General features: G+C 28.3%; 15 protein-coding genes. 12 read left to right on the forward strand and 3 right to left on the reverse strand.

The annotated features are described in order from the left end of the window. Window positions 1-15 precede the first annotated feature (15 nt). The 6 genes from GFJ41_RS03325 to GFJ41_RS03350 all read left to right on the forward strand — a co-directional run bounded on the left by GFJ41_RS03325 (window position 16) and on the right by GFJ41_RS03350 (window position 7,972). Window positions 16-1,755, forward strand: a complete 1,740-nt coding sequence (locus GFJ41_RS03325; RefSeq protein ID WP_170074606.1) for a Na+/H+ antiporter NhaC family protein — start codon at window positions 16-18, stop codon at window positions 1,753-1,755. Between the two features lie 150 nt (window positions 1,756-1,905). Continuing rightward, window positions 1,906-2,106: a hypothetical protein gene (locus GFJ41_RS03330; protein ID WP_150842723.1), complete on the forward strand. Its 201-nt coding sequence runs from the start codon at window positions 1,906-1,908 to the stop codon at window positions 2,104-2,106. 67 nt (window positions 2,107-2,173) lie between these two features. After that, window positions 2,174-2,878 (forward strand): ABC transporter ATP-binding protein, encoded by a 705-nt coding sequence (locus tag GFJ41_RS03335; RefSeq protein WP_021430993.1) that lies wholly within the window; start codon window positions 2,174-2,176, stop codon window positions 2,876-2,878. Window positions 2,879-2,880: 2 nt separating this feature from the next. Continuing rightward, entirely contained in the window at window positions 2,881-6,102 is a 3,222-nt protein-coding gene (locus GFJ41_RS03340; RefSeq protein ID WP_170074607.1) for an ABC transporter permease, read from the forward strand. 3 nt (window positions 6,103-6,105) lie between these two features. Then, window positions 6,106-6,816 (forward strand): DNA/RNA nuclease SfsA, encoded by a 711-nt coding sequence (sfsA, locus tag GFJ41_RS03345; RefSeq protein WP_306343035.1) that lies wholly within the window; start codon window positions 6,106-6,108, stop codon window positions 6,814-6,816. Window positions 6,817-6,955: 139 nt separating this feature from the next. After that, a complete protein-coding gene (locus GFJ41_RS03350) occupies window positions 6,956-7,972 on the forward strand; it encodes a M42 family metallopeptidase (RefSeq protein WP_052169153.1) in 1,017 nt (338 codons plus the stop codon). Window positions 7,973-8,135: 163 nt separating this feature from the next. Here GFJ41_RS03350 and GFJ41_RS03355 read toward each other — a convergent pair whose 3' ends face one another. The 3 genes from GFJ41_RS03355 to GFJ41_RS03365 all read right to left on the reverse strand — a co-directional run bounded on the left by GFJ41_RS03355 (window position 8,136) and on the right by GFJ41_RS03365 (window position 10,208). Further along, window positions 8,136-9,263: a site-specific integrase gene (locus tag GFJ41_RS03355; RefSeq protein ID WP_170074608.1), complete on the reverse strand. Its 1,128-nt coding sequence runs from the start codon at window positions 9,261-9,263 to the stop codon at window positions 8,136-8,138. A gap of 15 nt (window positions 9,264-9,278) precedes the next feature. Next, window positions 9,279-9,695 (reverse strand): ImmA/IrrE family metallo-endopeptidase, encoded by a 417-nt coding sequence (locus GFJ41_RS03360; protein ID WP_170074609.1) that lies wholly within the window; start codon window positions 9,693-9,695, stop codon window positions 9,279-9,281. Between the two features lie 66 nt (window positions 9,696-9,761). Then, window positions 9,762-10,208: a helix-turn-helix domain-containing protein gene (locus GFJ41_RS03365; protein ID WP_170074610.1), complete on the reverse strand. Its 447-nt coding sequence runs from the start codon at window positions 10,206-10,208 to the stop codon at window positions 9,762-9,764. Window positions 10,209-10,393: 185 nt separating this feature from the next. Between GFJ41_RS03365 and GFJ41_RS03370 the strand changes: the two genes are divergently transcribed. The 6 genes from GFJ41_RS03370 to GFJ41_RS03390 all read left to right on the forward strand — a co-directional run bounded on the left by GFJ41_RS03370 (window position 10,394) and on the right by GFJ41_RS03390 (window position 13,978). Then, on the forward strand, window positions 10,394-10,591 hold the full coding sequence (locus GFJ41_RS03370) for a helix-turn-helix transcriptional regulator (protein WP_170074611.1): 198 nt from the start codon (window positions 10,394-10,396) through the stop codon (window positions 10,589-10,591). 75 nt (window positions 10,592-10,666) lie between these two features. Beyond that, complete coding sequence (locus tag GFJ41_RS03375) at window positions 10,667-11,401, forward strand: ORF6C domain-containing protein (protein ID WP_170074612.1); 735 nt, start codon at window positions 10,667-10,669, stop codon at window positions 11,399-11,401. A 13-nt stretch (window positions 11,402-11,414) separates the two neighbouring features. After that, window positions 11,415-11,603, forward strand: a complete 189-nt coding sequence (locus GFJ41_RS03380) for a helix-turn-helix domain-containing protein (RefSeq protein WP_021432847.1) — start codon at window positions 11,415-11,417, stop codon at window positions 11,601-11,603. A gap of 15 nt (window positions 11,604-11,618) precedes the next feature. Further along, window positions 11,619-11,744 carry a hypothetical protein gene (locus GFJ41_RS18830; RefSeq protein WP_264318224.1) on the forward strand — a complete coding sequence of 42 codons (126 nt, stop codon included), beginning with the start codon at window positions 11,619-11,621 and terminating at the stop codon, window positions 11,742-11,744. Between the two features lie 10 nt (window positions 11,745-11,754). Continuing rightward, window positions 11,755-11,976, forward strand: coding sequence for a hypothetical protein (locus GFJ41_RS03385; RefSeq protein WP_170074613.1), 222 nt, complete (start codon window positions 11,755-11,757; stop codon window positions 11,974-11,976). 40 nt (window positions 11,977-12,016) lie between these two features. Further along, window positions 12,017-13,978 carry an AAA family ATPase gene (locus GFJ41_RS03390; protein WP_170074614.1) on the forward strand — a complete coding sequence of 654 codons (1,962 nt, stop codon included), beginning with the start codon at window positions 12,017-12,019 and terminating at the stop codon, window positions 13,976-13,978.

The raw sequence follows: 13,978 nt of genomic DNA on the forward strand, positions 1-13,978 counted from the left end.
TTAGGGAGGATTTTTATGAGGACCAAAAAATATGTTGTAGCTTTATTAACTTTAGTTTTAATAATTTTAGTAGCACCAATTTCATTTGCTCAAGAAACAGACATAGCATTTCAAAATGCAAATAAATTTAAATTCTTAACATTAATTCCACCGATAGTATCTATACTTTTAGCTTTTATTACTAAAAATGTTGTAATATCATTATTTATAGGTATTTTATCTGGTAGCTTTTTACTTAGCTTAAATAGTACCAATTTACTTTTAGCTTTACCCCAAGGATTTATAGATTTTATATATAGAGCCCTTAATTCACTTGCTGATCCTTGGAATGCAGGTATAATACTCCAAGTTCTAGCTATTGGAGGAGTTATTCATCTAGTAGCAAAAATGGGAGGAGCTAAGGCAATAGCAATAAGTTTAGCTGATAAAGCTAAAAGTTCAACAGGAACTCAAATTATAACATGGTTTTTAGGACTTTTAGTGTTCTTTGATGATTATGCAAACTCATTAATAGTAGGGCCTATTATGAGGCCGGTAAGTGATAAAATGAATATTTCAAGAGAAAGGCTTGCTTTTATAATTGATGCAACAGCTGCACCTATTGCAGGACTTGCAATAATATCTACATGGATAGGATTAGAGGTTGGACTTATAAATGATGTATTTTCAGGTATTGGCCTAAATAATGATGCTTTTGGGGTATTTTTACAAACTATTCCTTATAGATTTTATAATATATTAATTTTAGCATTTGTAATTATAACTATTGTTTTAGCGAAGGATTTTGGGCCTATGAGAAAAGCTGAGATTAAAGCTAAACAATCTAATTTCAACAACTTAGATACAAAACATAACGATTCAATTCAATCAGAGTTAGAACCTAAAGATGGAGTGAAGTTGAGTGTATGGAATGCTATTATACCTATTGGAACGCTTATAGTTACATCATTAATATTTTTCTATTACAGTGGTTATACATCAATCGTTAATGGTGATAATATTGAACTTCAAAATTTAATGGGTAAATCACCATTATCATTTTTAGCTATAAAAGAAGCTTTTAGTTCCGCCGATGCATCTGTAGCACTATTTCAATCATCTATTATTTCAAGTATAGTTGCTATTTTAATGGCTGTTTCGAAAAAAATATTTAAAGTATCCGAAGCTATAGAAATTTGGATAGATGGGATGAAAAGCTTATTAATGACAGCTGTCATATTAATACTAGCATGGTCTTTAAGTTCAGTAATAAAAGATTTGGGTACAGCTAAATTTTTAGTTACATTACTATCAGGGTCTATGCCAGCATTTTTACTACCTAGTGTAATATTTATATTAGGATCAATAATATCTTTTTCAACAGGAACTGCTTATGGAACTATGGGTATACTAATGCCTCTTGCAATCCCTCTTGCTCATTCTATAAACCCAGATATATCATTTATAGTAATATCTACAAGTGCGGTACTTACAGGAGCTATATTCGGAGATCACTGTTCACCTATATCAGACACAACTATACTATCATCTATGGGAGCTGGATGTAATCATATTGATCATGTAAAAACACAAATGCCCTATGCATTATTTGTAGCAAGTATAACTGTATTATTTGGATATATTCCTGCAGGACTAGGAATATCAATATATATAGTTATACCTATTTCGATAATAGCTATTTTCATAGGAGTTCAACTATTTGGGAAAAAAGCAGATGAATATGAGATTTGTGAAGTAGAAGAAACTTTAATCTAAACAATTAATCATACAATAAAAAACTATCTGAAAAGTTAAATTTGATTGATTTTATTTCAATCTAGTTAAACTATGATGATAGTTTTTTTGTGCAGTTTATTTGGCATATACATAAATTCGAAATAATAAACTATATCAAGGGGGGAGTATATGAAATTTACAACTATTTTAAAAGATATTTTCTCAAGTGTAAGAAAGATGATAGCTATATGTCTAACTATTGTATTTTGCTACTTGAGTGTGATAGGAAGTATAAAACCATCTGAATTTATGCCTATATTTAGTATGGTTGTAGGGTATTACTTTGGAAAATCTACAGCTTTAGAAATGCCAAATCAAAAGAAAGATTAATTATAAATTAGATTTAGTTATCATCTCAAATAGTGTATAATGACTATAAGAAACAGGAGGAGATGATATGAAAAACTATATAAAATTTGAAAATGTAAAAAAGACCTATACTATGGGTGAAGTTGAAATAAATGCATTAGATGGCGTGGATTTTTCAATTGATAAAGGCGAACTCGTAATAATTGTAGGTGCTAGTGGAGCAGGAAAAAGCACCATATTAAATATATTGGGAGGCATGGATTCTTCAACAGATGGAGTTGTAATTGTTGATTCGAAAAATATAAGTAATTATAACGATAAAGAATTAACTAAATACAGAAGACATGATATCGGATTTGTATTCCAATTTTATAATTTAGTTCAAAACTTAACTGCGATAGAAAATGTAGAATTAGCTACTCAAATTTGTAAAAACCCTTTAAACCCCAAGCAAGTTATAGAATCAGTAGGACTTAGCCATAGAAAAAATAATTTTCCATCACAATTATCTGGCGGAGAACAACAAAGAGTAGCCATAGCTAGGGCTCTTGCTAAGAATCCAAAATTACTTTTATGTGATGAGCCCACTGGCGCACTAGATTATAATACTGGTAAATCAATTCTTAAAGTGCTTCAAGATACAAATAAAACACTTGGTGTTACTGTGGTTATAATTACACACAACATGGCAATTGCTCCTATGGGTGATAAAGTAATTACTGTAAGAAATGGTAAAGTACATAAAGTAGAAAAAAATGAAGCGCCTATTCCTATAGAAAGGATAGAGTGGTAAATATGAGAAATCCTTTATTTAAAGATACTTTTAGGGAGATAAAAAAATCTAAAGGTAGATTTTTATCTGTTTTTGCAATAATAACTTTAGGGGTTTCTTTTTTTACGGGAATAAAAGTTGCATCTCCTGTAATGGAAGTTACAGCAGACAAGTATTATGACCAAAATAATTTAATGGACTTGACTGTGGTTTCAAACTTAGGATTAACAGATAAAGATATTAATTCAATTTCTAAGATAGATGGAATTTCTAATGTGTATCCTACATATTCAAAAGAGGTTTTAACTAGTATAGGTACAAATCAATTAGTTTTAAAAGTCCATGGATTGCCAGAAAAAAGTAATAGTGATTATATAAATAAAATAAAAATAACTGAAGGTAGATATCCTAAATCAGAGGGAGAGTGCTTAATTGAGGACTCTAAGGATATACCACTAGGAAGTACAATTAAAATTTATGGAGATAACAATGAAGATTTAAGTACTACTCTAAAACACAATGAATATAAAGTTGTTGGTAAAGTAGAAACACCATATTATATAGCAAAGGCAAAAGGTAGTAGTAATATAGGTAGTGGAACTTTAAATAGCTTTATAATGGTTTTAAATAATGAATTTAAACTAACTAACTACACAGAAAGTTATATAACTGTAGATGGAGCGAAAGATTTAAATTCTTATTCAAAAGAATATGAAGATAAAGTACAAAATATAGAAGATAAATTAGTTGATCTTGGAAAAGACCGAGCTAGCTTAAGATATAAAGAAATAATTAATGATGCTAATGAAAAATTATCTGAAGGTAAATCAAAGTTACAAAAAGAAAAAACTAATGCTTATAATGAACTTGACAAAGCTAAAACTAAAATTGAAAACTCCAGGTCTAAAATAAAAAATAGTGAACAGGATCTTGATAAAAAAGAAAATCAAGTTAAAAGTGAAATATCTTCTGCAGAAAAAGCAATAAGTTCAGCTTCTGAAAAATTAAGTTTAAGTGAAATTGAATTGAATAAACAAATAAATGTTTTTAATACAAGCAAAGATTCTGCTCAGCAAGAAATAAACAAAGCTAAGGATAAGCTAAAAGAACAAGAAGATGAAGTTGGTAAGTTAAAGGAGTATATAGCTAGTATAGAACAAGTTTTATCTAATGAATACTTAGATGAAGAAAAAAGAAAAGAACTTGAATTTATTTTAGAAAAAAGCAAACAAAAGCTTGAAGTATCTGAAATAGCTTTATCACAGGCAAGAAAAGAGATAACAAAACAAGAACAAGTTTTTAACGACACTCAAAATAAATTATTACTAGCTAAAACAGATATAGAAAAAAATAAAGAATTAATAAATAGTCAAAAAAGTAATCTTGATGTAAAGAAAAAAGAAGCTGAATCGGAATTTAAAAATGCCAGGGATAAATTGGAGCAAGGTAAAAAAGAACTTGAAAAAGGACAAGCTACATATTTAAAAAATAAAAAAGAAGTAGAATCTAAGTTACAAAAAGCTCAGGATGAAATTAATCGAGAAGAGAAAAAAATTAAAGATATAAAAAATGGAAAGTGGTATATCTTAGATAGAAATACTAATTATGGGTTTGTTGATTATAAAAACTCTGCTAATAGTATAGAATCTATTTCTAAAATTTTCCCTGTATTTTTCTTTTCATTAGCAGCCTTAATTTGTTTAACTACTATGACTAGAATGGTTGATGAACAAAGAATAAATATTGGTACTATGAAAGCTTTAGGATATGGTACTGGATCTATAATGTTAAAATATATACTATATTCATTGTTAGCGAGTGTTCTAGGAAGCGCCTTAGGAAATTTAATAGGGCTTACTGTATTTCCTTCAGTTATATATAATGCATATGCCAGTATGACATATACACTACCTAAGGTTACTCTAGTATTTAGTGTAAAATTAATTATATTATCTACATTAATAGCAGTTTTAACAACTACATTAGCTTCAATATATTCTTGCTATAAAGAGCTAAAAGAAGTTCCGTCTATACTTATGAGACCTAAGGCCCCTAAGGAAGGAAAAAGGATATTACTTGAAAGAATAAGTTTTATTTGGAATAGATTAAATTTCACACAAAAGGTAACTTGTAGAAACATCTTTAGATACAAAAAAAGATTTTTTATGACTGTAATAGGAATAGCTGGATGTAGTGCTCTTTTACTAACTGGATTTGGAATAAAAGACTCTATATCGTCTATAGTAGATAATCAATATGGTCAGATAATTAAGTATAACTTGACTTTAAACTATGGTAAAGATGTTGATAAGAATTCTAAAACTAAAGAAGAAAAAGTCATAGATAGTGATGACCGAATAAATAATTATTTAAATATAAAAAATAAGAGTTATAAGGTTATTAGTAATTCTGTAGAAAAGGATGTAAATATTGTAGTCCCTGAGAATATTAATGATATAAATAAATTTATAAACTTAAAAAATAGGGTAAGTAATAAAAAGTATACTTTAAATAATAAAGGTGTTTTAATAACTGAAAAATTAGCTAAATTATTAAAAGTTAAAGATGGAGATTCAATAGTATTAAAAAATGAAGATAATAAAGAGTTTAAAGTAAAAGTTTCTGGTATAGTAGAAAACTATGTAGGACATTATTTATATATGAGCCCTCAATTGTATAAAAGTACTTTCAATGAAAATGTTAAATTTAATGAAGTATTAATTAATACAAAAGATGGTATTTCACAATATAAACTAGGTAAAGATATGATGAACCTAGACAATATAAACTCAGCTACATTCAATACAAGTGCAAAAAGTTCTTTTTCTGATATGATAACTAATTTAAATAGTGTGGTTATACTTATAATAGTATCTGCAGGAGCTTTAGCATTTATTGTTTTATATAATCTTACAAATGTTAATATAAGTGAGAGAATAAGAGAAATAGCAACTATAAAAGTCTTAGGATTTTATGATAATGAAGTATCTTCCTATGTGTTTAGAGAAAATATAATTTTAACTGTAATAGGAACAATTCTAGGTCTAATTTTAGGTGTGTTTTTACATAGATTTATAATGACGACTGCTGAACTTGAATTTGTTATGTTTGGAAGAGATATAAAACCTATTAGTTTTATACTATCTGGTATGCTTACATTTATATTTGCTACATTAGTAAATCTTTGTATGTATTTTAAACTAAAAAAAGTAAAAATGGTTGAATCTTTAAAATCTGTAGACTAATATATGAGGGATGATGACATGATTTATGATAATATTGTAAAAGCTACTTTTGTAAAACGACCAAATAGATTTATAGCACATTGTATTGTAGATGGAAAAGAAGAAATTGTTCATGTGAAAAATACAGGTAAGTGTAAAGAACTTTTAATTGAAGGTTGTACTTTATATTTACAAGAACATGATAACCCAAAGAGAAAAACTAAGTATTCACTTATAAGTGTTGTAAAAGGAAATAGACTAATCAATATGGATTCGCAAGTTCCGAATAAAATAGCCTATGAAGCTTTAGTAAATAAAAAAATAATTCTTCCTGGGCTAGATGAAGAATTAATAACTATAAAACCTGAAAAAACATATAAGTCATCTAGATTTGATATATATATAGAAACAAAAACTAAGAAAGCTTTTGTTGAGGTAAAAGGAGTTACTTTAGAAGAAAATGGTGTGGTTTTATTTCCCGATGCTAAAACTGAACGAGGAGTCAAACATGTAGGAGAGCTTATAGAAGCATCTAAAGATGGATATGTAAGCTATATATTATTTGTTGTACAAATGGATAATGTAAAGTATTTTACACCTAATATTAAAATGCATCAAGAATTTGGAGATATGTTAAAAAAAGCAAGTTTAAGTGGAGTTAACATAATTTCATACGATTGCAATGTAAGTGAAAATTCTATAACTATAAACGAAGAGGTTAAAGTCATATTATAAGGTTTAAAAATAGTGTAATTTATTAAATTACACTATTTTTTTATAAAATTTTGAATATTAGCTTTATATTTAAGGCATATATATTGTACTGTGAAAGTATAATATTGTAATTATACATTTTTAAATTAAGGGGGAGCATATGAGTACACAGTTAGATATGTTTAAAAAATTAACAGAAGCTAAAGGAATTCCAGGATTTGAAAAAGATGTTAGAAATTTGATTAAAGGATATATATCTGAATATGTAGATGAAGTAACTACAGACAATTTAGGAAGTTTAATTTGTAAGAAAATGGGGAATGAAGATGGACCTAAAGTTATGCTAGCGGGGCATATGGATGAAATAGGTTTTTTGGTGACAAATATAGATGATAATGGATTTATAACTTTTCAAACATTAGGCGGGTGGAGTGGAAAGGTTATGAATAGCCAAAAGGTTATAATAACAACCTCAACTGGAAATGAATATACAGGAATAATAAACTCAATAAATACCAGAGACGTTAAAACTTCTATAGATAAAGAAAATATGTTTATAGATATAGGGGTTGAATCAAAAGATGAAGTTGAAAAGTTAGGAATAAAACAAGGAGATATGATAACTCCATATTTTAAGTTTGAGAAAATGGCAAATCCTAAATATCTACTTGCTAAAGCTTGGGATGATAGAGTTGGATGTGCGCTATTTATAGATATATTAAAAAGTTTAAAAAATGAAGATCATAAAAATATAGTATACGCAGTAGGCACTGTTCAAGAAGAAGTTGGATGTAGAGGAGCTAAAACTAGCTCTAATATAGTAAATCCCGATATTGGATTTTCACTAGATGTAAGTATTGCCAATGACACTGTAGGATGCGACACGAAGTTAGGAGATGGTAAGCTTGGAAGCGGACCTCAAATACATATATTTGATGGAGGTTTAGTAGGTCATGTAGGTCTTAAAAACTATTTAATTAATTTATCTGAAGAACTTAATATTCCATATCAGATAAATGCACTTCCACTTGGAGGCACTGATGCTAGCCAGATGCACTTGGCCCATAATGGAGCTCCTTGCATAAGCATTGGCATACCAACAAGATATATACACTCTCATGCTAGTATAATTCATAAGGATGATTATGATAATACAGTTAAAATGATTATTGCATAAGCATATTCACGAAGCTATATGCAATAACCATTATAAATACTAATGTTAACTTACTTTATACTTAAGTAGCATACTCTGTTTACATGACATAAATCTGACATTTTTAAAAGTAAAACTGACATATACGTATTATTCAACTGACAATATATAATATAACTGACATTTATTTAAACATCAAATCAGATATATTTTCAGATGCTTTTTTATCCATTTCTTCTAAAACGTGAGAATATCTATTCATGGTTATCTTTATATCAGTATGCCCTAATCTATTACTTACCGTCTTCATATCTGTTCCAGCTAATAATAGCATTGTAGCATGAGTATGTCTCAGATCATGAAGTCTAATTCTTCTTATATTATTTTTATCTAAAAATCTATACCAGTTGCTTATTAAAACTCTAGGCACTTGAGGTTTTAATACAGAATTAAGACAAATTAAATCTTCATATTCAAGTATGCCTGCCATGTTGTACTTATCATATTTTACCTTAGCAGCTTTTAACTTGTCCATTAACTCACCTGGTGCAGATAGAGATCTTTCAGAACCTTCTGTTTTAGGACTTTTAAATGAAATAGGCTCTCCTGGAGTATATACTAAATTTTGTCTTATATGAATTATATTATTTTCGAAATCTACATCTCTCCATCTTAATGCAACAGCTTCTCCAGCTCGCAATCCTAATGTTAGCATTAATAATATTGGCAATTCTATTTGCTCTCCTTCAATACTATTTATTATAAGCTTAACTTCATTCCTATCGTAAACTTGAGCAACTTTTCTATTACTCTTAAGTGATTTACCTGGGGTTTTTACGAAATGAGTTGGATTATCATTGATTTCTTTTAATCTGTAAGCTTCATTTAAAACTGCCTTTACAAAGCTAAGTCTATGTCTAGCACTTGCCTGCGTGTGTTTTGTATAAACTGTATTAGCATACTCTTGAAGTATAGAGGGAGTAATATCTTTTAACTTAATATCTTTGAAGAAAGGCGATATAGTAGTTTTTATCATACTATCTCTTACTGTTAAAGTATTATTAGAGAAACCTTTTAATTCATCAGCCATATATTCTTTGCATCTATCAACAAATGTTATATCTTTAGATACAACAAAATTATTATTATTTAGCGAATTTTTTAATTCTATAAGATGTTTTTCGGCATCTTTTTTTATAGTATATTTTCCTTGGCTTTTTTGCTTTGTCTTTCCAGTGTTATCTATATACTCTATATAAACATTGTAGTTCTTGTTTCGCTTTCTTATAAATACTGACTTTACCTCATTCATATAAAGCACCTCTTTTTAGTTTAATTCTCCTGTTAAATCATTAAAGAATGATTCTAATAGATAATTTGTCATATCTGCGAATTTTATCTTTAAAAACTTATCGCTAAATAACATATAAGCTGCAAATAAATTAGCTTGTCTTTCTTTTTCTGAATTATCAATAGTTGGTTGCGTACTTCTAAAGTAATTAACATTGTCCCCTTTATGAAGTATAAAATGGCCTAACTCGTGAGCTAAAACGATTTTTCTAGCTAATTTACTATAATTTTTATTTATAAAAACTAAATTTAAATTTCCACCCATAAAATAGGCTTTTCCATAATTTACATCTTTTATTTCTAAGCCTAGCTTATCGCATAATATTTCAGGATCATCGGTATTAAATTGATCAACTATTTGCTCTACTATATCGTAAATCTCTTTACTCTCCATAGTTCTTAAAAAAATCCCCCTAATTATTCTTATATTTAACTTTGCTTCAAATTATTTGTATTTGTTTTATTTGTCTTTATTTTGTTTATTTTTATCTTGGCGATACTTAAAACTTAAGTATTCTATATGTTGAAGTAAATCATTTGCAAATTCAACCAACTCTTCATCAGTTAAATCTGGCACCCCATAATTCATTAAACTTGGTTGTTGTAATATAAATTCCAAAGCTTCTTGTGCAGTTTCAAATTTATTCACTTTTCTATTACAATCGGTACTTTTTTCAGAACTACAATTTTCTGTTTCTAATTTATCATCAGTTTTACAAAGTAAATAATCAATAGATACTCCAAAGAAAGTAGCAAATTGTTTCAATAAAGAAACTTCTGGCATTTGCTTATCATTTTCATAACGACTTATAGAACTTTTCTTTACATGAAACTTATCCCCTAATTGTTCTTGAGTCAGTCTTTTCAACAACCGTTCTTCTTTAAATCTTTTTCCAAAACTATCCATATGTTTTACACCTCCAATATGAATATTATATACGAAGTTGCGTTAAAATAAATAAAAGTTACTTACAAAGAAACTTTTTTATCAAGAAGCGTTGACAAGTTGTTTTTAATGTAATATTATTTAGATATAAAGTTGTTCTAAAGACAACTCATAAAGCATAAAATACTAAGTTAGAGGTGGTGCGAATGAAAAAAGAGCTTAGAATACTAAGGACTAAATATGATTTAACTCAAGAAGCTTTAGCTCAAAAGCTTGGAGTAGGTAAAGCTTCATACTCTCGTAAAGAGAATGGTAAAAATCCATTTTCTTTAGATGAGGTAACAAAGCTAAAAAATATATTCAGTCTTACTGATGAAGAAGTAGTAAAAATTTTTTTAACTTAAAAGTTGTTTTTAAAGAAACTTTAGATATTCATTAATAGTTTTCCCAAAAGCAACTTTAATATAGGAGGTATATGAATGGAAACACAAATAGTAGATAGGAGAGATGTAAAAATGAACCAAGTTGAAACTTTTACAAATGAATTATTCGGACAAGTTAGAGCATTAGAAATAGAAGGTAAACCTTACGCAGTAGCATCAGATATAGCAAAAGCATTAGGATATAAAAATGCTAACGATGCAATAATCAGACACTGCAAGGGTATCGTGAAACACGATATGGTAGATAGAAACGGATTCACTCAAATTATGAATGTAATACCAGAAGGAGATATTTACAGATTGATAATAAAATCTAAACTTTCATCTGCTGAAAAATTTGAGAAATGGGTAATGGAAGATGTTTTACCATCTTTAAGAAGTAATGGATCATATTCTTTACAAGGGTTATCAAAAGAATTACAAGCTATATTCACAATAGATAAGAAAACAGTTGAAATGGATAATAGGTTATCAAAATTGGAAAATACAATGACTATCGACTATAGCCAACAAGAGGAACTTAGAATGACTGCAAATAGAACTGTAGTTGAATTGCTAGATGGTAAAAGCAGTGAAGCATATAAAAAACTTAAAAGTAGAATATTCCAAGATTTATGGAGAAGCTACAAAAAATATTTCAGAGTTAATAGTTACAGAAATACAGCAGTTAAAGATTTTGAAGATGCAATTAATTATATAGAAAATTGGAGTCCGGATGAAGTTATATTATTTGCAATAAACGGATTAAATAGACAAGCTTCATTTGCATAAGGGGGAATATAAAATGACTAAAAAAGTATTCACAGCTAAGGACATACAAGAGTTACTAGGTATATGTGAGAGAACTGCATACAGTTTAATAAGACAAGCTGAAACAACAGGCAAAATGTTCAAAGTTATAAAGATTGGAAGGTTATACAAAATACCATCTCAACCTTTTCTTGATTGGTTAGATCATTGGGATGGATTTTAAAGGGGGTGATATCAAATGAATATGAATAAAACGTTTTTCGAACTAACTTTAGAAGATTGCATAAAGTTATATGAAAATAAGAACTGGATCTTTATATATGCAGATGGAAAATTTGCAGGAATGAGATTAGAGAGAAAGTAGGCCATAGACAATGGATAGCTTAGTTAGAATAAAAGAAATATTACAAACTCAAATAGAAGTAACTCAAGATATGTTTAATCAAGCAATAGAAAAAGATATACCAGCTAAAGAAGAAAACTATATGAGTTTCTATACAGAAGGTTTAAAAAACAAAATAGAAGCTTGGGAGCAAACATTAGAATTTGTAAATACAGAAATAAACATAAAAAAAGAGCCTTTGCAGAGGCCCTAATTAAAAAATAAAACTAATTACAGTATACAGGAGGATAAATATGAGTTCAATATTTTTAAGAAAGTTAAGTATAGAGAATTTTAAAGGAATAAGATCATTAGAAATAGATTTTGGAAAAGTAACTAATATCCAAGGAGAAAATGCATTAGGTAAAACAAGTATATTCGATGCTTTTAACTGGGTTATGTTTGATAAGGATAGTAAGAATAGAACTACTTTTGATATAAAGCCACTGGATGAAAATAACACTGTAATAAGAGGATTAAATCCAACAGTAACAGCAGTTTTAGATATAGATGGAACAGAGATTAAGCTTACTAAGATATATAAAGAGAAATGGACTAAGAAACGTGGAGAAGCCGAAAAAACATTTACTGGTAATGAAACTATATATGAAATAAACGATGTGCCAGTTAAAAAGACAGAGTATCAAAATAAAATATCTGAAATAGCAGATGAAAAACAATTTAAGCTACTAACTAATCCATATTACTTTAGTGACTCATTAAACTGGAAAGATGCTAGACAACTTATATTAGAAGTTGCAGGAGATATAACAACAGATCAAGTTATAGATAGTAAAAATGAACTAGAGCCTTTAAGAGTAGAGTTAGCAAGTCAAGACATAGAAACGGTTATGAAAAGTAAAAAAGCTACTATAAAGAAGCTTGGAGATAGAAAGAAAGATATACCAGTGCGAATAAATGAATGTGATAGAAGTATAGTTGATATAGATTTTAAAGCTATAAAAAGTGAAGTCAATGAACTTAATGAGTTACTAGAATATACAGAAGATAAACTTTTAGATAGTAGCAAAGCTAACGAGCAAATTTTAAAAGATAAAGAAACTATATTTTCCATGAAGCAAAGAATACAAGAAATAAATCAACAGGCTATAAATAGAGGTGGAGCTAAGAAATTAGAGTTAATGGACAAGTTAAGAGTTGCTGAAAATGAAGTTAATGAATTTAGAATGAAACTTATAACTGTTGATAATGAAAAGAAATCTAAGGATTATCAAAAAGACACACTTGTAAATGAAATGACCAAATTAAGAGCTGAATTTAGTAATAAACAACAAGAAAACTTAGATACAAGTTCTATAGAAACAGAGTGTCCAACTTGTAAAAGAGCCTTTGAAACTACTGATATAGAAGCTAAGAGACAAGAGCTATTAGAAAACTTTAATTTAAATAAATCTAAGGTCCTAAAAGATATACAAGCTAAAGGTATTGGAGCGAAGAAAGAGGTCGAAAGAATCACTTTAGAATTGGATGAATTAAATAAGCAAGCAACTCAGTTGCTTGAAATCATACAAGAAAAAAATATGAAAGTAGCACAAATAAAAGAAGAAATAGAAAAGCTTAAAGTTGAAGCTATTTACCTAGTTACAGATAGCGAAACTTTAGAAAGAATCAATAAGGATATAGCAGAGTTAGAAGCTAAGGTTTTAAATCCTAACGATACAAATGTTGAAGAACTTAGATCTAAGAAAAGAGAAGTTATAAACCAAATAAATGAGTTAAATAAAACTCTAGCTAAAGAAGAATTAAACAAGGATTTAGAAGTTAGAAAACAAGAGTTACTAGATGAAGAAAAAGAGCTTGGAGTTACGATAGCTAAACAAGAAAAGATAGTTATGTTATGCGAGTTATTTATAAAAACAAGAGTTAATATGCTTGAGAGTAATATAAATAGCAAATTTAAAAATGTTAAGTTCAAGTTATTCAAAGAGCAAGTTAACGGTGGAATAGATGAAACTTGCGAAGCTTTAGTAAATGGAGTTCCATTCTCTAATGCAAATACTGCAGGTCAAATAAATGCAGGATTAGATATTATAGATACGTTAAGTAAGCACTTTGATGTACAAGCTCCAATATTTATAGACAACAGAGAAAGCGTAAATAACCTTATAGAAATAGATAGTCAAATTATAAACCTTGTGGTTACTAAAGATAACCCATTAAAAATACAAAATTATTCAATAGAAGGAGTGATGTAA

It is taken from the genome of Paraclostridium dentum (genome assembly GCF_012922555.1).
GTDB classification, from domain to species: domain Bacteria; phylum Bacillota; class Clostridia; order Peptostreptococcales; family Peptostreptococcaceae; genus Paraclostridium; species Paraclostridium dentum.